Raw genomic sequence first — 23,387 nt, 5'->3', positions numbered from 1 at the left:
GATGGTTCCCGATTTAGCCCTGATAGCAGTGAAAATCCTTTTCCTTTTTTCTTTGAAAAGGAAAAGATTGCAACGTATAGCGGGAAATAGCTCCTAAAATTACACATTAATATCTTTAAAATTATTCAATCTCGCATACCGAATCATATTGGTAAATGCCTCCTGGTCCAGTTTTGGTATTTCAAGAATAGAATTCAACAAAGTGGTATCGTATTCATTGGCAGCTGTTGTAAAATAAGGGTTTAAATGTTTTCCAATACTTTCATAATACAATTTTTCGATAGTGTTTTTGTATTTGAAGTCTAACGAATTTTGTATTAAGGTAAAATTGGTATAACCAACTTCCTTCATAATTAACTGCAATCCATTTACCATATTGAAACTTTTATGATGTACAATATTAAGCTGTTCAATATCTTCTCTTTCAAATGTATTTACAATCACTTTTGCCACATAATCGACAGGAATAATGTTCAAAACGGTGTCTTCATTGACTATAAAACGCACATTTTCTTGATCTCCTTTTCGTTGGGAAGTGAAGTGAAAGAATTTAGCCAAAAGATAAAAAACCATATATTTCGAAATAAAATACTGGTTTTCGTTCCCCAACATTTTGCCTCCAATCACACTTGGGCGCAGAATTTGAAAGGGTAAGCCTATTTTTTTACATTCTTCTGCTATAAAATTTTCTGAATGGAATTTGGCATTTTCATACGCATTACGATGCTCCGGTTTGAATCCTAAACTATGAAAATCATTGTCAATTAATCCTTTTCGATTTCCAGATGAAAAAGCAGTACCAATGTAAATGAACTTTTTTATAAAAGGATGAAATAGATTGAAAAGGGATTTTGTGATTTTGGTATTCTCTTCAAAAATCTTTTCGCGTTGTTCTTCATCGGTAGATAAATTCACGAATCCCGCCGAATGGATAAAATAAGCACCTTTTATTTGACTTGAAAAAGTATCTTGAATTACATCCAAATCGGTATCAATGATTTCAATGTATTCATGCAGTTTTGCGATGCCTTTTTCTTTTATGATTTTAGGCGTGTAACTACTTGATAGGAGTTCGTTTATTCGATCTAAAGCGGAGTTTTTTCCTTTATTTCGTGCAATAATAAATAGTTTTCCATCAATTTTAGTGTTGATGAAAAGCTCTAGAATTTCATACATAATATGAGATCCTAAAACTCCTGTTGCACCTGTAAGTATTATTTTCATTATCGTTTTGTTCTAAAAACAAATGTAGTTTTAAAAAAATTAAAGAGCACTTTTTTAAAACTACAAATGGGTACGGTTTTGAAAATTAATTTTGCTATCCTAAAGCTATTTTTTCTAAAGTATACGCAATCAATTCATCAACGGCTTTGTACGGATCCTCGCTAAATGTTCCCGAAGCACGATTGGCAATGATAGCGTTCAATGACAATGCGTTATGTCCTAAAAGAGTCGAAAGTCCATAAATTGCTGCCGTTTCCATTTCTAAGTTGGTGATTTGGTTGTCACCAAATTCAAAATTATCCATTTTAGAATTTAGCGCTTCATCTTGAATATTCAAACGCAACACTCGACCTTGTGGACCGTAAAAACCACCTGCAGTTGCGGTAATTCCTTTGTGCATTTTGTCGCTTTCAATTATTTTTTCCAATTTTTCAGAACAAGCAATCACGTATGGTTTTCCTTTTCGTAAATCCCAATTGGTGTGTTTCACAAAAGCATCTTCCATTTCAAGATTCGAAACTTCGTCAATCAAATAGGAGCGTAGCATGTTATCCAGTCCTAATCCAAATTTTGACATCACAAAACTATCAACAGGAATATCGGCTTGTAAAGAACCCGAAGTTCCAATACGGATGATGTTCAGTGAAGTTAAATTTTCTTTTGGCTGACGTGTTTTCAAATCAATATTGACCAAAGCATCCAGTTCGTTGATGACAATATCAATGTTGTCAGGACCAATTCCTGTAGACATTACTGTAATTCGCTTGCCTTTAAAAATCCCGGTTTGGGTTTTGAATTCTCTTTTTTGAGTCGAAAATTCAATGCTGTCAAAAAATTGTGTGATTTTTTCCACGCGATTTTGATCTCCTACAAAGATGATATCGTGTGCAATATGTTCTGGTTTTAAATTCAAATGATAAACGCTACCGTCTGGATTTAATATTAATTCTGATGATTGTATCATTATTTTTTTTGTTTAATATTTAAGGTTTCAAGTTGCTCAACTGAATACTAATAACTGAACACTGAATACTTTTTACCCTCCAACACGTTTTACTTTAAATCCTTTTTCTTTTAAAATAGTCATTATTTTATCACGATAATCACCTTGAATGATAATGGAATTATCTTTGAAAGTTCCACCAACACTCAATTTGGTTTTGATTTCCTTGGCAAGAATTTTAAAATCCTCGTCAGTACCTTCATAGCCTTCAATTATGGTAGTCGCTTTTCCTTTTCGTTTTTCGAATTTACAAATCATAGGTTCTTTTTGAACGTATAATTCGTGAGCCACTTCTTCAATTGGATCTTCAGGAGATGGTTCGTGATCTGGAAAAAGGTTTTTTAATTGGTCTTGTAAGTCCATGTTTTAAAAATTAATTAATTATTAAACCATTAAGAAGTTAAGAAAATTAAGTTTCACTGCTCTTAATCTACCTTAATTTCTTAATGGTAAAAAAACAAAAAGACATCAAGCGAACTCGATGTCTTTCTTGAACTATAAAATTATGAATTATTTTTTAATAAGCCCTAAATCTACTAAACGCTCGTATAAATAAGCTCCCGCAGTAATATCTTCGAATTTTTTTGGATGTTCTGCATCAATACAGTTTTCCAAACAATCCAATTTCATATCACTCACTGGATGCATAAAAAACGGAATAGAATAACGTGAAGTTCCCCATAATTCTCTTGGTGGGTTTACCACTTGATGAATAGTAGATTTTAATTTGTTATTCGTATGACGCGATAACATATCACCCACATTAATAACTAATTCATCCGGTTCAGCAATGGCATCAATCCATTCTCCGTTGTGATTTTGTACTTGCAATCCTTTTCCTTGTGCACCCATCAACAAAGTAATCAAGTTGATATCACCGTGAGCAGCAGCACGAATAGCGTTTGCTGGCTCAGATGTAATCGGTGGATAATGAATAGGTCTTAAGATTGAATTTCCGTCTTTGGCATATTGGTCAAAATAAAATTCATCTAAACCAAGGTGTAAAGCCAAAGCTCTCAAAACATAAACTCCTGTTTTTTCCAGCATTTGGTAAGCCTCTTTACCTACAACATTAAAACGGGGAAGTTCTTTAACTTCAACGTTTTCAGGATACTCTGAAGCGTATTTTGAATCTTCAGACACGTATTGTCCAAAATGCCAAAACTCCTTCAAATCACCTTCTTTTCTGCCTTTGGCATGCTCTGTTCCAAAAGAAACATAACCTCTTTGTCCGCCAATTCCAGGGATTTCATAACTGTGTTTTGTTTCTAAAGGTAAAGCGAAAAAATTTCTGATTTCACCATACAATTCATCAACCAGTTGGTCGTTTAAAAAATGCCCTTTGAGTGCTACGAAGCCAATATCTTCAAATGCACTTCCGATTTCATTTACAAATTTTTGTTTACGTTTCGGGTCGTCCGAAAGGAAATCACGCAAGTCAACACTAGGAATGTTTTGCATACTTTTAAATATTTTTTAATAACTTGTAAGGCTAAAAACCTTGCAGATACAAATGTAAAGAATAATTTTATATCTGAATTTTAAAACTTATAAACAATATAAAAAAATATAACAAAATAATACTAAACTGTTATATTTTTTTATCTTTGAACCATACAATAAAACCGAAAAAATGATCTTCGACAGAAAAAATCTTACAGACAACCAATTATTAGATTTATATAAAAGAATACTGAAACCAAGACTAATTGAGGAGAAAATGTTGATTCTTATTCGTCAGGGAAAGGTATCCAAATGGTTTTCTGGAATTGGTCAAGAGGCTATTTCTGTTGGAGTCACAGCAGTTTTAGATTCAGATGAATACATTTTGCCAATGCATAGAAATCTTGGTGTTTTCACCGGAAGAGATATTCCGTTATACCGACTTTTTTCACAATGGCAAGGCAAAGCCAATGGTTTTACGAAAGGGCGTGATCGAAGTTTTCACTTTGGAACACAACAATACAAGATTATAGGAATGATTTCGCATTTAGGTCCGCAATTAGGCCTTGCTGACGGAATTGCTTTGGCCAATAAACTAAAGAAAAACGGAAAAGTTACTGCCGTTTTTACAGGCGAAGGAGCAACAAGCGAAGGCGATTTTCATGAAGCGTTGAATATTGCTTCCGTTTGGGAATTACCGGTGCTGTTTGTGATAGAGAATAACGGTTATGGACTTTCGACTCCTACAAATGAACAATACCGTTGCGAAAACCTGGCCGATAAAGGGAAAGGTTACGGAATGGAAAGTCATATTGTTGATGGAAATAATATTCTGGAAGTGTTTAATTTATTATCTGAATTGAAGGCTTCGATGAAAGAAAATCCACGTCCGGTTTTATTGGAATTCAAAACCTTCAGAATGCGCGGGCACGAAGAGGCGAGTGGTACCAAATATATTCCACAAGAGTTAATGGATATGTGGGCTATTAAAGATCCAGTAGAAAATTACAGAAAGTATTTGGCAGAAAACGGAGTTCTTACAGCTGATTTTGATGCGGCTTTACATGCTGAAATAAAGAAGGAAATTGATGAAAGTCTGGCTATTGCCAATGCTGAACCAGAAATTGAAGCTTCTTTAAGTGAAGAGCTAAATGATGTTTACAAACCTTATGTATTCGAGCAAGTTAATCCATCTGAGGAAAAAGAAAATATTCGTTTCATAGATGCGATTTCTAACAGTTTGAGACAATCGATGGAACGTCATGAAAACTCCGTAATCATGGGTCAGGATATCGCTGAATATGGTGGTGCTTTCAAAATTACAGATGGTTTTGTAGCGCAATTTGGTAAAGAGCGTGTCATTAATACGCCAATTTGTGAAAGTGCAGTGGTTTCGGCAGGAATGGGATTGTCGATTAATGGCTATAAAGCGATTGTGGAAATGCAGTTTGCTGATTTTGTTTCGACAGGTTTCAATCCAATTGTGAATTTATTAGCCAAATCACATTATCGTTGGTTAGAAAAAGCTGATGTTGTAGTTAGAATGCCTTGTGGCGGAGGAACACAAGCGGGCCCTTTTCATTCGCAAACCAATGAAGCTTGGTTTACCAAAACACCGGGTTTAAAAGTAGTTTATCCGGCATTTCCGTATGATGCGAAAGGATTATTGAATACTTCCATAAACGACCCGAATCCGATATTATTCTTTGAACATAAGCAATTGTATAGAAGCGTTTACCAAGATGTACCAACCAATTATTATACCATTCCATTAGGAAAAGCGGCGTTGTTGAAAGAAGGGGCTGATGTTACTATCATTTCGTTTGGAGCAACGGTGCATTGGGCTTTGGATACTTTATCAAAAAATCCTGAAATTTCTGCTGATTTGTTGGATTTGAGAACTTTACAGCCTTTGGATACTGAAGCTATTTTTGCTTCGGTAAAGAAAACAGGAAGAGTGATTATTTATCAGGAAGACAGTATGTTTGGTGGTATTGCTAGTGATATTTCGGCAATGATAATGGAAAATTGTTTCAAATATCTTGATGCGCCAGTAAAACGCGTAGCAAGTTTAGACTCGCCAATTCCTTTTACAAAAGCTTTGGAAGATCAATATTTACCGAAAGGAAGATTCGAAAGTGATTTGAAAGAACTCTTGGCTTACTAATATTTGAATTTGTAATTGGGTTATTTTTAGCGTTATGATTCTAAAAATAACCTAATATCCAATAGATTATTATGAAAATAATAATTGTTCCAAAACAGCCGCCACCTAATTTTTTGGCACCGTAACCTGCAAGTATTGTTTTAAAAAATCCATTCATAATTTTAAATTTTTAAGTATCCTTTAAAAGTAATGAATATTTTTTAGACGGAGTGTTTTAGTTTAATTCCAAAAATATTTTCTTAATCAGAGTTATTTCTTCCTGATACATTGTTTTTTTTCTGGTTGCAAAATAGAGCGTATTTTTTAGTGGCGTATTTCCTTCCCAAATCATTTTAATCGAACCATTGTCAATTTCTTTTTTGCAAAGAAAATCAGGAACAACAGCCAATCCCTTGCCACTGCTCAGACAGCGTACGATAGAATTTAGATTTGGCACAATATAGTTAGGTCTGAAATCAGGGTGTTTATTGAAATTTAATTGCCAAAAACGACGTAAATGTTCCATATCCCCAGTAGTTCCATACCATTTTTGTTGTTTTAACCAAAGTTCGATTTCTTCTAAATTCTCATTTTTTTCTATTGAATCGAATTCCAAATCGTCAATTTCGCTTCCGCCAACAAGTACAATGGTTTCTGAAGAAAAGGCTTGGTAATCAATGGTATTTTTAACCACCATTTGTGGTGTGATGATTAAATCAAGAATTCCTTTTTCTAGACTTTCGACCATTTCAGGATATTCACCAAACTGAATAATAACATTAAATGGCAAGCTTGAAATATACTGTTCCAGAGTAATTTGGAAAGTTTCAAAACACATTCCAACACTTATAGTTGGCGTATTTTTTTCGGTGCTTCTTTGAAAATTTTTCTCGGCTTCTTCCAGTTTAGTCAATGCTTCAATGATAAAATTGTAGAGCACTTTTCCTTTTTCGGTGGGAACCATTTTTCGACCGGTTCGGTCAAATAATTTATAGCCCACATAATTTTCCAAGGAGCTCAAATGCAGACTCACACCAGGTTGAGAAATAAATAATACTTCTGCCGCACTAGTCAAGGTTCCTGTTTTGTATACCGCTTTAAACGTTCGATACCATTCTAAATTTATCATAACTATTATAATTATAATACAAAGGTATGAATTAAGTTATTTTAATAATAGACTTTTTCGTTATAACTTTGCACCATCAAATTAAAAAATACAAATCATGACAAAAATATTTATAATAAATGGGGGGCAAAAGTTTGGTCATTCCGGAGGACGATTTAATGAAACCATTTCGAACGAAACTTTGAATTTTTTCAAAAAAAACAGCAATTTTGAAGTAAAAACAACCAATATCAATGACGATTATAATTCTGTGGCTGAAGTTGAAAAATTTGTTTGGGCTGATGTAATCATCTATCACACTCCAATATGGTGGTTTCAGTTGCCTCACGGATTTAAAAAATACATTGATGTGGTTTTTACTGAAGGCCATGCCAAGGGAATTTACAAAAGTGACGGACGTTCATCTGAAAATCCAACTATTAATTACGGAACAGGAGGAATGCTTCACGGCAAAAAATATATGGTAACTACCTCTTGGAATGCCCCAAAAGAAGCTTTTACTTTACCGGGAGAATTTTTCAATCAGCACAGTGTGGATGAAGGACCGTTATTTGGTTTTCACCGAATGAACGCTTTTACAGGCATGAAACCGTTACAAAGTATTCATTTTCATGATATTGAAAAAAATGCTGATGTTGTAAATGATCTTAAAGTGTATGAAAACCATTTAACACAATTATTTTTAAATTAATTATGCCAATAAATCTAACCGTTATCCTAAAAAGTAAACCGGAAAGTTGCGAGACATTGAAATCGCTTTTGCTGGATTTAGTTCAAAATTCGACTAAAGAAGCGGCTTGTTTGCAATATGATTTGCATCAAAGTCTTGAAGAGTCAACTATTTTTATTTTTCATGAAGTATGGGAAAATGAGGCTGGATTGAAGCTTCATGATGAGAAAACGTACCTTATTTCTTTTTTCGAAAATGCAAAACCATTGTTACAAGAAGCGCCTATTGTTTATAGAACAGAAAAATTAGCGTAATAATTGGGGTGTTATTACTCGATATAAAAGAGGAAGAAAAGAATTATAGGTTAACAAAAAGGAGGTGTTGAACCTCCTTTTGTCATATAAAATGTTATCGATTGATCAATTTTGCTTTCTCCTTAATAATATCACTGATTTTTCGGTTTTCAATTTTGCTTTCGAGCCAAGAAATAATGTCCAAATAAAGGAAAGCTCTTTTCTCATAAGTATTTTTTTCCAATTCAATAAATCGAGCTCTCATTTTTATAAACTCCTTTTTGATATCTGTTGGATAAATAGAGTTTAAGTTTTTCAAAAATCGAATAATTTCTTTTTGCACTTCATGTAAATCATTCATTTTGATAAGGAATTTATAAGTGTTTTTCAACTGATTTTCCAGATAATAATCCTTACCTAATTCATAATGAGCAATTAAACACAAAATTCGAGCAAAACACATCAAATCTTCTCGCATCGAAAGATTTTTGTTGTTTATGATTTTCTCTAAATAAAAGATACATTCCGCATATTTTTCGTTCCCAAAATAAATTGAGGCAAATTTATAATAGAACAACATTTCGTGATGCTCATCAAGATGGTCCGTATGAAGTTTTAATTTATTTAATACTTCGGGAATTAAGTATTCGCTTTCGGCAAACGTTCCTTCCAGAATGTGGTAATTCAATTTATTGTTATACACATATAAGAATGATAGTGACGCAATATTGTCATTCACGGGAAAACGTGGGTCTTTTATGGTATTTTCCAGCAGTGATAAATACTTTTTGAATTTTGATTTGTATTTCAACATGTATAAAGATTCCAATAAATAATGGTTTCCTTTTAAGAAAAATACAGGGTTTAAATAAATCATATTAGGGTTGTCATAAAAAAGCGTCACCCATTTTAAAGAATATTTATAGCAGGAAAGAAAATCCTGTACTAAGAAACTTCGCCATAAATACGCATTATAAAACCAATATTTTTCTCTAAAACCAAACTTTTTATCATCAAATTTAGAAATGTGCTTATTGAAATAGTCGTCTATATAGGTATACTCTTCATCACTTTTTACATAACCGGTTTTAAGCATAATCCCATACAGTTGCAGGGATAAATTAGATAATTTACTGGAAATGGTATTACGATAATTTAATTCTTTGGCCTGAATAACCAATTCATCAGCCCGTCCTTGAATACTTCGTGTGATGTATTGTGATTCAATAAGTTTTTCGAATTCTACGATTTCATACGCCATGAGTTTTTCATCATTCTCTAAAGCTAAAATTTTTGTTTTATCCAAAATTTTTAAACTCTGCTTGTATAACCCTTTATTGTACAATATAGCAGCAAAATCGATTTGTTCTCTAAGCTGATATCGAATGTTTTGACTGGGAATATTCAATCGGATGCTCACTAAAATTTGCTTGTACAAATATGATTTAAGATTCGATAATTGTACTTTTTTAATGATACCGCTTTTCAGAATGAGTTTCTCATCATAGACTTCTGATTTGTCTAAAATGTTGAATAATTCGATGAATTTTGTATTGGAACTGGTTTCCAATCGGCTTGCAAAAATCTTAAATTGTCTTTTTTCAGATTTTGAAAGCGATTTTATTAATACAAATAAGAAATCTTTTTGATGGTTAGCCATTGTAAAATATAGTAGCTTAATTTGTTGTTTTTCAGTAGCTTACAAAGTTATTATTTGTTTTATAAGCAGTATATTTCATTAAATTGAGTTTTATATTAAAGTAATGAAAGATATTTTTGTTATCAAGATGTGAAATTACATTAAATAAATGAAAATGAATAGAGAGAAAGTTCAAATTTTTGATACCACTTTAAGAGATGGCGAACAGGTCCCAGGATGTAAATTAGATACCAATCAAAAACTCGTTATAGCAAATCGACTGGACGAAATGGGTGTTGACATTATAGAAGCTGGTTTTCCTGTTTCTAGTCCGGGTGATTTTTTATCTGTTTCAGAAATAAGTAAGGTGGTAAAAAATGCAGTTGTCTGCGGATTAACAAGAGCGGTGAAAAATGATATTGATGTTGCTGCAGAAGCTTTAAAACATGCAAAAAGACCTCGTATACATACTGGAATTGGAACTTCTGATTCGCACATAATACACAAGCTAAATACAACTAGAGAAGATATTATTGCAAGAGCAAAATTTGCCGTTTCACATGCTAAATCGTATGTTGAAGATGTTGAATTTTATGCTGAAGATGCTGGTAGAACAGATAATGAATTCTTGGCGCGAGTCTGTGAAGAAGTAATAAAATCAGGTGCTACCGTACTTAATATTCCAGATACAACAGGGTATTGTTTGCCAGAAGAATATGGTGCAAAAATTAAGTATTTAAAAGAAAACGTCAAAGGAATTGAAAACGTAATCTTGTCTTGTCACTGTCATAATGATTTAGGAATGGCTACGGCTAATTCAATTGCAGGAGCTGTAAATGGGGCCAGACAAATTGAATGTACGATAAACGGGATAGGTGAAAGAGCAGGAAATACAGCTCTTGAAGAAGTAGTGATGATTTTCAAACAACATCCTTATTTGAATTTAGACACGAATATCAATACACGTCAGCTGAATGAAATGAGCCGATTGGTTTCTGAAAGTATGGGAATGATGGTGCAGCCTAATAAAGCGATTGTTGGTGCTAATGCTTTTGCACACAGCTCCGGAATTCATCAAGATGGTGTGATAAAAAATAGAGCGACTTATGAAATCATGGATCCTTTAGAAGTAGGTGTAAATGAATCATCTATAGTACTTACGGCCAGAAGTGGTAGAGCAGCATTGGCTTACAGAGCCAAAAAAGTTGGGTACGAACTTACAAAAGTGCAATTAGATGTTGTCTATGTTGAATTTTTAAAGTTTGCTGACATTAAAAAAGAAGTGCTGGATGATGATATTCATCAAATAATTGAAGCCTGTAAAATGAATAAGGAATTAATCCTTAACTAAAATATTTTGATTTCTAATAAAATCTAAATCCTACTATTATGAACTTAAAAATAGCAGTACTTTCAGGAGACGGAATAGGTCCGGAGGTAATCTTACAAGCAAAAAAAGCATTGTATGCAATAGGTGTTGTTTTTGATCATGAGTTTGTTTTTGAAGACGCGCTTATTGGTGCTATTGCTATTGAGAAAACAGGAAATCCTTTACCGGAGCAAACATTGAACCTTTGTTTGAATACTGATGCTATATTGTTTGGAGCCGTTGATGATTCAAAATATGATACCCATTCAGATTCAAAATCACGCCCTATACAAGGATTATTAAAATTGAGACAAGCACTAGGACTGTATGCAAATATAAGACCTATAAAACCATACAATGACTTATTGGATTTATCTCCTTTAAAAAGAAAAATAATTGAAGGAGCTGATTTTATAATTTTCAGAGAAATTTCGGGAGGATCTTATTTCAGTGAAAAAAAGATCAATGAACAAGGCACTTTAGCATCTGATTTATGTGAGTATTCCGAAGAAGAAATTATTCGTATCAGTCATTTAGCTTTTAGAACTGCACAAAAAAGACAAAAAAAGGTGACTTTGGTAGACAAAGCCAGTATCCTTGAAACGTCAAGATTATGGAGAAAAGTGGTATCAGAAATCGCAGAAGGATATCCTGATGTAACCTTAGATTTTCTTTTTGTTGATAATGCTGCGATGCAAATAATCATTAATCCAAAACAGTTTGACGTCATTTTGACTGAAAATTTATTTGGTGATATTTTATCAGATGAAGCGAGTGTAATTACCGGTTCAATAGGATTATTGCCATCAGCATCTTTAGGAAATTCAAATGCACTTTTTGAGCCTATTCATGGTTCTTATCCAGAAGCAAAAAGAAAAAACATTGCTAATCCTATTGCTTCAATAGTATCTGCTGCGATGCTTTTGGAACATTTTGGTCTTCATATGGAATCCCAAAAAGTATACGAAGCAGTGCATAAAGCAATCGAATTAAATGTCGTCACGGCAGATTTGAATCCGTATTCAAAATTTGGAACGAATGAAGTAGGAGACTTTATCTCAAATTACATTTTAAGTAAAGATGACTTATATTTTAAAAGTGACAATGTCTACATAGGACAATCGACTATTGTTTAAAAAGCAATAATCAAAATGCATTAAATAATTGAAAATGCATATAATATTGAGGTTATATTTTTTTAGTACTATTTGTTTTTATACTTTTGAAGCAAATAAAAATAAAAAATGCAAATCGTATCTATTATTTCTTCAATTATTAATGTCAATGTGATTATCACATGTGCAGAGGGAATGGTATAGATATAATTAAAAAAAATATTTAAAACCTCCCAATTATTTTGGGAGGTTTTTTTTTGGAATAAATTTAAAAAATAGAGAAACAATCATATAATGGAATTAAATAAATACAGCAAAATAATTACGCAAGATGAAACACAACCAGCTTCTCAGGCCATGTTGTACGGAATTGGATTAACTGAAGAAGATCTTAAAAAAGCGCAAATAGGTATTGTGAGTATGGGTTACGATGGAAACCCTTGTAATATGCACTTAAACGATTTGGCTAAAGATATTAAGACTGGCGTCTGGGCAGTAGATTTAGTTGGTTTGATTTTTAATACTATTGGTGTCAGTGATGGAATTTCAAATGGTAATGATGGAATGCGTTTTTCTTTAGTTTCCCGTGATGTAATTGCAGATTCTATTGAAACGGTTATGGGAGCACAATGGTATGATGGAATGATTGCTGTTCCGGGTTGTGATAAAAATATGCCAGGAGCGCTAATGGCTATGGGTAGAGTAAATCGCCCTTCTATTATGGTTTATGGAGGATCTATTCACCCAGGAAAATGGAAAGGAGAAGATTTGAATATTGTTTCTGCTTTTGAAGCTTTAGGTAAAAAAATTAGCAATACAATCACTCCCGAAGATTTCAAAGGAGTAATTCAAAATGCTTGTCCAGGTGCAGGTGCTTGCGGTGGAATGTACACAGCTAACACCATGTCATCAGCGATTGAAGCATTAGGAATGAGTTTACCTTACAGTTCTTCTAATCCTGCTTTGAGCCCAGAAAAAAAACAAGAATGTGTTGATGCTGGTAAAGCGATCAGAATATTATTAGAAAAAGATATTAAGCCAAGAGACATTATGACTCGTAAAGCATTCGAAAATGCAATTACAATCGTAGCTGTTTTAGGAGGTTCTACAAATGCGGTTATGCACTTAATTGCAATGGCTCACTCGGTTGGTATTGAATTGACATTGAAAGATTTTCAAGATATTAGTGATAAAACACCTTTATTAGCAGATTTGAAACCAAGTGGAAAATACTTAATGGAAGATTTACACAATGTTGGTGGTGTTCCGGGAGTAATGAAATATTTATTAAAAGTAGGTTTATTGCACGGAGATTGTTTGACTGTAACCGGAAAAACAATTGCAGAAAATTTAGCTTCAGTTCCTGATTTGCATGATGGTCAACAAGTGATTCATGAAATTCAAAATGCTTTAAAAGCAACTGGAAATATTCAAATTTTATACGGAAACATTGCAACAGAAGGTTGTGTGGCTAAAATTAGTGGTAAAGAAGGAGAATTTTTTGAAGGTACAGCTGTAGTTTTTGAAGGTGAAAAAGATGTAATCAGAGGAATCCAAGCTGGTGAAGTAAAACCAGGAAACGTAGTAATCATTCGGTATTGTGGTCCAAAAGGTGGTCCTGGAATGTCTGAAATGTTAAAACCAACTTCTGCTATTATGGGAGCTGGTTTAGGAAATTCAGTTGCTTTGATTACTGACGGACGTTTCTCTGGAGGTTCACACGGTTTTGTGGTAGGTCACGTTACACCAGAAGCGTATGATGGTGGCGGAATTGCTTTAATAGAAAACGGTGATGTGATTTCAATTGATGCTGTAAAAAACACCATTAATATGAAAATATCTGACGAAGAATTTGCAAAACGTAAAGCCAATTGGAAAAAACCGGAATCACCAATTAAACAAGGAGTGTTACTTAAATATATGCGTTCGGTCTCAAGTGCCTCTGAAGGATGTGTAACCGATAAATAATTTTCAAAAAAGAAGGAATAGAAACAAAACAAAATATTTTAAATATATGTTTCTATCTCTAAAAAATAATAAACGTACCCATGGGAACAAATAAAATATCCGGCGCCGAAGCCGTTATAAGATGCTTATTAGAAGAAGGAGTAGATTTGGTTTATGGCTATCCAGGTGGAGCTATAATGCCAGTTTACGACGAATTATATAAATTTCAAGATCAATTACACCACGTTCTAGTTCGTCATGAACAAGGAGCAACTCATGCTGCACAAGGTTTTGCAAGAGCAACAGGAAAAGTAGGAGTTGCAATTGCAACTTCGGGTCCGGGAGCAACAAATTTAGTTACAGGAATTGCAGATGCGCAAATCGATTCGACTCCTATGGTTTGTATCACAGGACAAGTAGGAAAACATTTATTGGGCTCCGATGCGTTTCAAGAAACTGATATCATTGGAATTTCGACTCCGGTAACCAAATGGAATTACCAAATTACCGAAGCTTCAGAAATTCCTGAAATCATTGCAAAAGCATTTTATATTGCCAGATCAGGTCGTCCGGGTCCAGTATTAATTGATATTACAAAAAATGCTCAGTTTGACGAAATTGAATTCAGTTATAAAAAATGTACCAGTATTAGAAGTTATAATCCGAAACCAGTTTTAAATCTTGAAAAGGTTAAGGAAGCGGCAGCATTAATTAATACTGCTAAAAAACCATTCATCATATTTGGTCAAGGCGTAATTCTTAGTGAAGCAGAAGCAGAGTTAAAAGCTTTGGTTGAAAAATCAGGAATTCCGGCTGCTTGGACAATTTTAGGACTTTCGGCAATGCCAACAGATCATCCATTGAATGTAGGAATGGTGGGAATGCACGGAAATTACGGTCCTAATGTTTTGACAAATGAATGTGATGTTTTAATTGCGCTTGGAATGCGTTTTGACGATCGTGTTACAGGAAATTTAGCTACTTATGCGAAACAAGCCAAAGTAATTCATTTTGAAATTGATCCAGCGGAAGTAGATAAGAATGTAAAAACTACTGTAGCAGTTTTGGCTGACTTAAAAGAGTCTTTAACAGCTCTACTTCCTTTAATCGAAAATAACTCTCATGAAGCTTGGCACAATGAATTCAAAGAGAAATATGAAATAGAATTAGAAGCGGTAATCAATGACGAGTTAAAACCAAAGAAAGAAGGAATTTCTATGGGAGAAACGATTGAAATGATTAACAAACATTCTAAAGGAGATGCCATAATGGTTTCGGATGTGGGTCAACACCAAATGTTTGCGTGTCGTTATGCCAAATTCAATTCGACCAAAAGCAATGTAACATCCGGTGGTTTAGGAACTATGGGATTTGCTTTACCGGCAGCGATTGGAGCCAAAATGGGAATGCCAAATCGTGAAGTGGTAGCCATTATTGGTGATGGAGGTTTTCAAATGACTATTCAGGAGCTAGGAACTATTTTTCAAACTAAAGTTCCAGTGAAAATTGTGGTCTTGAACAATGAATTTTTAGGAATGGTACGTCAGTGGCAACAATTGTTTTTTGACAAAAGATACGCTTCTACAGAAATGATCAATCCTAATTTTATAGCTATTGCTGAAGGCTATTATATTAAATCAAAAAAAGTAACTAAAAGAGAAGATTTAGATGCTGCCGTTGCCGAAATGATGGCTTCAAAAGAATCGTATTTCCTTGAAGTTATGGTAGAAAAAGAAAATAACGTATTCCCAATGATTCCTACAGGAGCATCGGTTTCTGATATAAGATTGAGTTAGAAAAAGTTTAAGGTTTAAGGTTTGAAGTTGTACAACTTTAAACTTTAAACAAAAAAACTTTAAACAAAAAAACATGGAAAATAAAACATTCACCATTTCTGTTTATTCAGAAAACAACGTTGGCTTATTAAACAGAATATCTGGAATATTCTTGAAACGCCATATCAATATTTTGAGTTTAAATGTATCCGAATCTGAAATTGAAAATGTTTCCAGATTTATCATTGTAGTTAATACTACTGAAAAATGGGTGCAAAATATAGTAGGACAAATCGAAAAACAAATCGAAGTCATCAAAGCATTTTATCATATTGACGAAGAAACTATTTTCTTGGAAAATGCACTATTCAAAATTGAATCGAGCTTGCTTTTTGATGAGAAACAAATTCAGAACATAATTAAAGAAAGCCACTCTGAAATAGTTACTGTTGCGAGAGACTTTTTTGTGATTTCAAAATCAGGACAACGTGCTGAAATAGAATCGTTATACGAAAAATTAAAACCTTTTGGAATCATGCAATTTGTTCGTTCCGGAAGAATATCGGTTTCCAAAGCAAAAATGGAGATTTCAACATTATTAGAAGAACTTAAACAGTAATTCGTTTAATTTTCAATTAGTAAACCTATCAATTATTAAATTTTACAATCATTAAATAATAAAAAATGGCAAATTATTTCAATTCATTACCACTTAGATTACAATTAGAACAATTAGGCGTTTGCGAATTCATGGATCAATCTGAATTTGTAGACGGAATTAAAGCTTTAGCAGGAAAAAAAGTAGTCATTGTAGGATGTGGAGCACAAGGTTTGAACCAAGGTTTAAACATGAGAGATTCTGGTTTAGATATTTCTTATGCATTGCGCGCAGATGCAATTTCAGAAAAAAGAGCTTCGTTTAAAAATGCTTCTGATAATGGATTCAAAGTGGGAACGTATGAAGAATTAATCCCAACGGCTGATTTGGTTTGTAACCTTACACCAGATAAGCAACATACAGCTGTAGTTACAGCTATTATGCCTTTGATGAAAAACGGTTCAACTTTAGCATATTCTCACGGTTTTAATATTGTAGAGGAAGGAATGCAAATTCGTAAAGACATCACTGTTATTATGTGTGCGCCAAAATGTCCAGGATCTGAAGTGCGTGAAGAATATAAAAGAGGATTCGGTGTACCAACTTTAATCGCGGTTCACCCAGAAAACAACCCAAATGGAGAAGGTTTTGCACAAGCAAAAGCGTATGCTGTAGCAACAGGTGGTCATAGAGCAGGAGTATTGAACTCTTCATTTGTAGCTGAAGTAAAATCGGATTTAATGGGAGAACAAACCATTCTTTGTGGAATGTTGCAAACAGGTTCTATTTTATGTTTCGATAAAATGGTTGAAAAAGGAATCGAGCCGGCTTATGCGTCAAAACTAATTCAATACGGTTGGGAAACAGTAACTGAAGCTTTGAAACATGGTGGAATTACTAATATGATGGATCGTTTGTCAAATCCTGCAAAAATTGAAGCGTATGAATTAGCAGAAGAATTGAAAGATATCATGCGTCCATTGTTCCAAAAACATCAAGACGATATCATTTCTGGAGAATTTTCAAGAAACATGATGATTGACTGGGACAATAATGATGTTAATTTATTGACTTGGAGAGCTGCAACTGCAGAAACTAACTTCGAGAAAACGGCTCCAACAGCAGCTCATATTTCAGAACAAGAATATTTTGACAATGGTGTTTTAATGATTGCCATGGTTAAAGCGGGTGTAGAATTAGCTTTTGAAACAATGACACAATCAGGAATCATTGAAGAATCAGCGTATTACGAATCTTTACATGAATTGCCTTTAATTGCTAATACAGTAGCAAGAAAAAAATTATATGAAATGAACAGAATCATTTCGGATACAGCAGAATACGGTTGTTATTTATTTGACCATGCTTGTAAACCGTTATTGGCTGATTTCATGAAAACGGTTGATACAAATGTAATAGGAAAACCTTTTTCAACTTCTAATGGAGTTGATAATGCGGTTCTTATTGCTGTAAACAAAAGTATTCGTCAACATCCAATTGAAGAAGTAGGTGAGTGGTTGAGAGAATCAATGACTGCCATGAAAAAAATAGGATAATAAAAAATAGGAATTACCACACAAGAGGGTGTGTTGGGATTAGCTCTATATCATTTGATTTCATAATATTTTGAATTAGTTAAAACTTATTAAAAAGATAAATGGATATGGATGCTTGTACATTCACTTAACTTTAAACGAGCTTAAAGTTGAGTGAAGTAGTCCCTATTAAAAAGATTGGGAAGTAGTAGAAATATCCATGTTTATTTTCTAAATAAAACATGCTAAAAGATTAGTAGTAGAATTCCTTGATTGGAACGAAATAGTTTTGGTTGATTATTGTTCAAAAAATCATCGTTTATAGTACTAAAATAATTGTTGTTAAATTTTGTTGATACAGGAGGTGAGGTAGATTTAAATCTATCTCGCCTTTTTGTGTTTTACTTATTTTGCCAAAAACAGTAAAAATTAAACAAATTAGTATTAAAAGTGCTTTTTTATTTGAGAATCTATTTTTTTTAGCAAGTATTTATGATTTAAATAATTTTAAGAATAGCGAGAGATTTAATACTTTTATAAAAAATTATAACATGAGCTACTACAAAATTGAAAATTTAGAACAATATTTTAAACATTACAATAAATCAGTTCGTGAACCTAGAAAATTTTGGGGTAAAATAGCAGAAGAAAATTTCACTTGGTACCAACAATGGGATAAAGTTGTCGAATTTAATATGGCTGATGCCGATATCAAATGGTTTACCGAGGCAAAAGTAAATATTGTAAAAAATTGCATTGACAGGCATCTTGCCAAAAGAGGAGAAAAAACAGCAATTATTTTTGAACCAAATGATCCAACAGAAGCTGCACTACATATTACTTATAATGAATTGCACCAACGTGTTTGCAAAATGGCAAACGTATTGCGTGAACAAGGCATAAAAAAAGGAGATAGAGTTTGTATTTATTTACCAATGATTCCTGAATTAGCGGTTTCAGTATTAGCTTGTGCCAGAATTGGAGCGATACATTCGGTTATTTTTGCCGGATTTTCGTCTACAGCTGTAGCCACACGTATCAACGACAGTGAATGTAAAATGGTTATCACCTCAGATGGTGGTTTCCGCGGTAACAAAACCATTGATTTAAAAGAAATCGTTGATGAAGCATTAGAAAAATGTACTTCTGTAGAAAAAGTTTTAGTAGCCAAAAGAATTCATACCGATATTAATATGAAAGAAGGTCGTGACCAATGGTTGCAACCCCTTTTAGATCAAGCATCAGATAACAATGTTGCCGAAATTATGGATGCCGAAGATCCATTGTTTATACTGTACACTTCTGGTTCAACCGGTAAACCAAAAGGAATGGTGCACACTACCGCAGGGTATATGGTGTACACCGCTTATACTTTTAAGAATGTTTTCAATTATGAAGAAAACGATGTTTTTTGGTGTACTGCCGATATTGGTTGGATTACCGGACATTCCTACATTCTTTATGGTCCATTATTAAATGGAGCAACAACAGTAATTTTTGAAGGAGTTCCTTCGTATCCTGACTTTAGCCGTTTTTGGGAAGTAATCGAAAAGCACAAAGTGACACAGTTTTATACTGCACCAACTGCTATTCGTGCTTTGGCAAAAGAAAATATAGAATTTGTACAAAAATATCCATTGAAGTCACTTAAAGTAATCGGATCTGTTGGTGAACCAATAAATGAAGAAGCTTGGCACTGGTACAACGACCACGTTGGTGATAAAAGATGTCCTGTAGTAGATACATGGTGGCAAACAGAAACAGGAGGAATTATGATTTCACCTTTGGCATTTGTCACTCCAACAAAACCTACGTATGCAACTTTACCATTACCGGGAGTTCAACCGGTATTAATGGATGAAAAACGCAATGAAATAGAAGGAAATCAAGTAGTTGGTAGTTTATGTATTAAGTTTCCATGGCCAGGAATTGCCAGAACTATTTGGGGCGATCACCAACGTTATAAAGACACTTATTTTTCTGCTTTTCCTGGTAAATATTTCACTGGTGACGGTGCTTTGCGTGATGAAGTAGGATATTATAGAATTACCGGTCGTGTAGATGATGTGGTAATTGTTTCAGGTCATAATCTTGGAACAGCACCAATAGAAGATGCTATCAATGAGCATCCAGCGGTAGCAGAATCAGCAATTGTAGGTTTCCCGCATGACATAAAAGGTAATGCTTTATATGGTTTTGTTATCCTTAAAGAAACTGGAGAAACAAGAAACAAAGCAAATCTGGCTAATGAAATTAATCAACACATATCAGATCATATTGGACCAATTGCTAAATTAGATAAAATTCAGTTTGTTTCTGGTTTACCAAAAACCCGCTCTGGAAAAATTATGCGAAGAATCCTTAGAAAGATTGCCGAAGGAGATTATTCTAACTTTGGAGATATAACAACTCTTTTAAATCCTGAGATTGTAGAGGAGATAAAAGAAGGAAAATTATAAATTAATTAAAAGCCGTTTGAATAAAACGGCTTTTTTTTTGAACAGAAAATATATAATTATCGCTTATTTCATATCGAATAATTATGTAAGTTTTATATGAAATAATATAGTTGCTTTCTAAAACAAATCCATAAATTTACTTCTATATGAAAAATAAAGAAGTTTTAATTATTGGAGGTGGTTTAGCAGGATTGACTGCGGCGATTCATTTGTCCAAAATTGGACTTCAGGTTACTGTAATTGAAAAAAATGAATTCCCAAAACACAAGGTTTGTGGCGAATATATATCTAACGAGGTCTTACCTTATCTCAATTGGTTGAATTTAAACATAGCCAATTTAAATCCAACAAATATCACACAACTTGAATTTTCAACAGCAAGCGGAAAAACCATTAAAAGTGTTCTGCCTCTTGGCGGTTTCGGAATTAGTCGTTTTGCTTTAGATGAATATTTATATAAAAAAGCACTTGAAAACGGATGTAAAATTCTTCAAGACAATGTAGAAAATATACAATTTGAAGACAATCAATTTATAGTTACGACTGCTAAAAAAACTATTTTAAAATCGGAAATAGTTATTGGTGCATTTGGAAAACGTTCTAACATTGACCAAAAATTAAATAGAGATTTTATTCAAAAAAAATCATATTGGCTAGCTGTTAAGGCTCATTATTCGGGAGATTTTCCAAATAATAGCGTTGGTCTTCATAATTTCAAAGGAGGATATTGTGGTGTTTCTAAAGTTGAAAAGGATATAATTAATATCTGTTATTTGGCAGATTACGAGACGTTTAAGCGGTTTAAAAATATAGAGGAATATCAAAAAAGTGTGGTTTCAGAAAATCCACATTTGAAAGTAATTTTCGAAAAAAGTAAATTGCTTTTTGAAAAACCTTTAACCATAAGTCAAATATCTTTTGATAAAAAACAAGCTGTTGAAAATCATATTCTAATGATTGGCGATACCGCAGGACTCATTCATCCATTGTGTGGAAACGGTATGGCTATGGCTATTCATAGTGCCAAAATTGTTTCAGAATTAGTGGGGAAATATTATAACAACGAAATTAAATCCAGAAATGAACTTGAGGAAAAATACATTCAGGAGTGGAATTTTAATTTCAAGAAAAGACTTAAAATTGGTCGGTTGTTATCGAATCTTTTGCAAAAGCAAAAACTTTCAGCAGTATTGATGCGTATATTAATTATATTTCCATTTTTATTATCAAAAATTATAAAGCATACACACGGAACCCCAATAACTCTAAATTCATAAATGTTTCTAAATACCAAATTCAGAACCGATACGCTTGAAACGATGGATGATTTTGCCATGGAAGGAGAAATCTTGCGTGATGCATTGGATAAAATAGCTAAAATCAATCAGCTTTTAGGAGGGAACCAGCTAACTTTACAAGGCGTTCAGGATTTGACAAGTAGTATTTCAAAATCAAATGAAATTGTAATTGTAGATGTAGGTTGCGGAAACGGTGATATGTTGCGGACTTTAGCTGATTTTGGATTGAAAAATAAGCTGAAATTCCAGTTAATAGGCATCGATGCCAATAGTTTTACAATTAGTCATGCACAACAATTATCTCAAAACTATCCTAATATTGGCTATCGTTGTGAGGATATATTTGAGACATCATTTAAGGAATTAAAATATGATATTGTACTGTGTACTTTGACATTACATCATTTCAAAGACAAAGAAATTGTTGATTTATTAAACGTATTTTATGCGAATTCAACTATTGGAATTGTTATTAATGATTTACAGCGAAGCGCAATTGCCTATCGATTATTTCAAGCATTGTGTTTTGTGTTTCGATTGAATGAGATGTCTCGTGAGGACGGATTAACTTCAATTTTAAGAGGTTTTAAAAAAGAAGAGCTGATTCATTTTTCTAAAAAATTAAGTTTTAAGAACTATAAAATTCATTGGAAATGGGCTTTTCGATACCAATGGATAATTTCTAAAATATGAGTGTAAAAATCAAAACCGTAACAAAACAGTTACCAAAATATTCCAGAACAACTGAAGAAATCATTCCTTTTTTGGATGCTTGGCTCGTTGGTCAAGACGAACGCTTCATTAGAAAAGTAAAGAAAATTTTTGAAGGAGCTGCGGTTGATAAACGCTATTCCATCATGGATCCGATTGAAGTATTTACAAAAACTTCATTTGAAGAAAGAAACGATATTTATGTGCGTGAAGTGATTGATTTAGGGGAAAAAGTTTTAGAAAAAGCCTTGAAAAAAGCGAACTGGAACCCTGAAGATTTAGATTATATTATTACGGTAAGTTGTACTGGAATCATGATTCCGTCACTAGATGCGTATTTGATTAATACATTAAAATTACGTCAGGATATTGTTCGACTTCCAGTTACCGAAATGGGTTGTGCAGCAGGAATTTCAGGAATTATTTATGCTAAAAATTTCTTGCAGGCAAATCCCGGAAAACGGGCTGCCGTAATTGCTGTTGAAAGTCCAACGGCCACATTTCAATTAGATGATTTTTCGATGGCGAATATAGTAAGTGCTGCAATTTTTGGAGATGGAGCAGCTTGCGTTTTACTTTCTTCACATGAAGACGATGAAGGTCCAGAAATTTTAGCGGAGCAGATGTATCATTTCTATGATAATATTCACATGATGGGTTTTAAACTCACCAATTCTGGATTGCAAATGGTTCTGGACATTGAAGTTCCGGAAACGATTGCTTCTCATTTTCCGGATATTATTCATCCGTTTTTAGAAAAAAACAATCTTAAAATGGAAGATATTAATCATTTAATTTTTCATCCTGGAGGAAAGAAAATTATTCAAACTGTTGAGGGTTTATTTTCTGATTTGGGTAAAAATATTGATGATACTAAAGAAGTTTTGCGTTTGTATGGAAATATGTCAAGCGCAACGGTTTTATATGTTTTGGAAAGAATCATGGACAATCAGCCTAAAAAAGGAGAAAAAGGATTGATGTTGAGTTTTGGTCCGGGTTTTTCAGCGCAAAGAGTTTTGCTAAAGTTTTAACA

19 protein-coding genes are annotated in these 23,387 nt (G+C 33.4%); 13 read left to right on the top strand and 6 right to left on the bottom strand.

Features of this window, described 5'->3' with window-relative positions:
- Positions 1-99: 99 nt before the first annotated feature.
- The 4 genes from CLV00_RS12905 to CLV00_RS12890 form a co-directional block, all read right to left on the bottom strand.
- Positions 100-1,224, bottom strand: coding sequence for an SDR family oxidoreductase (locus CLV00_RS12905; RefSeq protein WP_099715570.1), 1,125 nt, complete (start codon positions 1,222-1,224; stop codon positions 100-102).
- 94 nt (positions 1,225-1,318) lie between these two features.
- The gene (locus CLV00_RS12900; protein WP_099715569.1) at positions 1,319-2,188 is read right to left on the bottom strand and encodes a nucleoside phosphorylase; all 870 of its coding nucleotides are present in this window, start codon (positions 2,186-2,188) and stop codon (positions 1,319-1,321) included.
- Between the two features lie 72 nt (positions 2,189-2,260).
- Positions 2,261-2,590, bottom strand: coding sequence for a translation initiation factor (locus tag CLV00_RS12895; RefSeq protein ID WP_099715568.1), 330 nt, complete (start codon positions 2,588-2,590; stop codon positions 2,261-2,263).
- Between the two features lie 147 nt (positions 2,591-2,737).
- Positions 2,738-3,688 carry an isopenicillin N synthase family oxygenase gene (locus tag CLV00_RS12890; protein WP_099715567.1) on the bottom strand — a complete coding sequence of 317 codons (951 nt, stop codon included), beginning with the start codon at positions 3,686-3,688 and terminating at the stop codon, positions 2,738-2,740.
- A gap of 172 nt (positions 3,689-3,860) precedes the next feature.
- On the opposite strand from CLV00_RS12890, the gene CLV00_RS12885 reads away from it, so the two are divergent.
- Positions 3,861-5,837 carry a thiamine pyrophosphate-dependent enzyme gene (locus CLV00_RS12885; RefSeq protein WP_099715566.1) on the top strand — a complete coding sequence of 659 codons (1,977 nt, stop codon included), beginning with the start codon at positions 3,861-3,863 and terminating at the stop codon, positions 5,835-5,837.
- A gap of 214 nt (positions 5,838-6,051) precedes the next feature.
- Here the strand turns inward: CLV00_RS12885 and CLV00_RS12880 are convergent, their stop codons facing one another.
- Positions 6,052-6,945, bottom strand: a complete 894-nt coding sequence (locus tag CLV00_RS12880) for a LysR family transcriptional regulator (RefSeq protein ID WP_099715565.1) — start codon at positions 6,943-6,945, stop codon at positions 6,052-6,054.
- A 97-nt stretch (positions 6,946-7,042) separates the two neighbouring features.
- On the opposite strand from CLV00_RS12880, the gene CLV00_RS12875 reads away from it, so the two are divergent.
- Both CLV00_RS12875 and CLV00_RS12870 read left to right on the top strand, forming a co-directional pair.
- Positions 7,043-7,636 carry an NAD(P)H-dependent oxidoreductase gene (locus CLV00_RS12875; RefSeq protein ID WP_099715564.1) on the top strand — a complete coding sequence of 198 codons (594 nt, stop codon included), beginning with the start codon at positions 7,043-7,045 and terminating at the stop codon, positions 7,634-7,636.
- A 2-nt stretch (positions 7,637-7,638) separates the two neighbouring features.
- Positions 7,639-7,929 carry a putative quinol monooxygenase gene (locus tag CLV00_RS12870; protein ID WP_099715563.1) on the top strand — a complete coding sequence of 97 codons (291 nt, stop codon included), beginning with the start codon at positions 7,639-7,641 and terminating at the stop codon, positions 7,927-7,929.
- A 94-nt stretch (positions 7,930-8,023) separates the two neighbouring features.
- Here CLV00_RS12870 and CLV00_RS12865 read toward each other — a convergent pair whose 3' ends face one another.
- The gene (locus CLV00_RS12865; protein ID WP_099715562.1) at positions 8,024-9,568 is read right to left on the bottom strand and encodes a hypothetical protein; all 1,545 of its coding nucleotides are present in this window, start codon (positions 9,566-9,568) and stop codon (positions 8,024-8,026) included.
- Between the two features lie 154 nt (positions 9,569-9,722).
- Here CLV00_RS12865 and CLV00_RS12860 point away from each other — a divergent pair, with 154 nt between their 5' ends.
- The 10 genes from CLV00_RS12860 (at position 9,723) to CLV00_RS12815 (ending at position 23,385) form a co-directional block, all read left to right on the top strand.
- On the top strand, positions 9,723-10,898 hold the full coding sequence (locus CLV00_RS12860) for a 2-isopropylmalate synthase (protein WP_099716341.1): 1,176 nt from the start codon (positions 9,723-9,725) through the stop codon (positions 10,896-10,898).
- A 38-nt stretch (positions 10,899-10,936) separates the two neighbouring features.
- Positions 10,937-12,052, top strand: coding sequence for a 3-isopropylmalate dehydrogenase (gene leuB, locus CLV00_RS12855; protein ID WP_099715561.1), 1,116 nt, complete (start codon positions 10,937-10,939; stop codon positions 12,050-12,052).
- A gap of 273 nt (positions 12,053-12,325) precedes the next feature.
- Positions 12,326-13,999: a dihydroxy-acid dehydratase gene (gene ilvD, locus CLV00_RS12850; protein WP_099715560.1), complete on the top strand. Its 1,674-nt coding sequence runs from the start codon at positions 12,326-12,328 to the stop codon at positions 13,997-13,999.
- Positions 14,000-14,079: 80 nt separating this feature from the next.
- Entirely contained in the window at positions 14,080-15,774 is a 1,695-nt protein-coding gene (ilvB, locus tag CLV00_RS12845) for a biosynthetic-type acetolactate synthase large subunit (protein ID WP_099715559.1), read from the top strand.
- 73 nt (positions 15,775-15,847) lie between these two features.
- The gene (gene ilvN / locus CLV00_RS12840) at positions 15,848-16,372 is read left to right on the top strand and encodes an acetolactate synthase small subunit (protein ID WP_099715558.1); all 525 of its coding nucleotides are present in this window, start codon (positions 15,848-15,850) and stop codon (positions 16,370-16,372) included.
- A 65-nt stretch (positions 16,373-16,437) separates the two neighbouring features.
- Positions 16,438-17,907, top strand: coding sequence for a ketol-acid reductoisomerase (gene ilvC, locus CLV00_RS12835; protein WP_099715557.1), 1,470 nt, complete (start codon positions 16,438-16,440; stop codon positions 17,905-17,907).
- A 530-nt stretch (positions 17,908-18,437) separates the two neighbouring features.
- Entirely contained in the window at positions 18,438-20,345 is a 1,908-nt protein-coding gene (gene acs / locus CLV00_RS12830; protein WP_099716340.1) for an acetate--CoA ligase, read from the top strand.
- Between the two features lie 146 nt (positions 20,346-20,491).
- Positions 20,492-21,622 carry an NAD(P)/FAD-dependent oxidoreductase gene (locus CLV00_RS12825; RefSeq protein WP_099715556.1) on the top strand — a complete coding sequence of 377 codons (1,131 nt, stop codon included), beginning with the start codon at positions 20,492-20,494 and terminating at the stop codon, positions 21,620-21,622.
- A complete protein-coding gene (locus tag CLV00_RS12820) occupies positions 21,623-22,336 on the top strand; it encodes a methyltransferase domain-containing protein (protein WP_099715555.1) in 714 nt (237 codons plus the stop codon).
- The gene (locus CLV00_RS12815; RefSeq protein WP_099715554.1) at positions 22,333-23,385 is read left to right on the top strand and encodes a type III polyketide synthase; all 1,053 of its coding nucleotides are present in this window, start codon (positions 22,333-22,335) and stop codon (positions 23,383-23,385) included. The genes CLV00_RS12820 and CLV00_RS12815 overlap by 4 nt, the downstream gene beginning before the upstream one ends.
- Positions 23,386-23,387: the final 2 nt, after the last annotated feature.

The sequence above is a fragment of the Flavobacterium sp. 11 genome (assembly GCF_002754315.1).
In the GTDB taxonomy this organism is placed as follows: domain Bacteria; phylum Bacteroidota; class Bacteroidia; order Flavobacteriales; family Flavobacteriaceae; genus Flavobacterium; species Flavobacterium algoritolerans.
The sequence above is the reverse complement of the archived record's forward strand: the minus strand, read 5'-3'. Positions and strand labels throughout refer to the sequence as shown.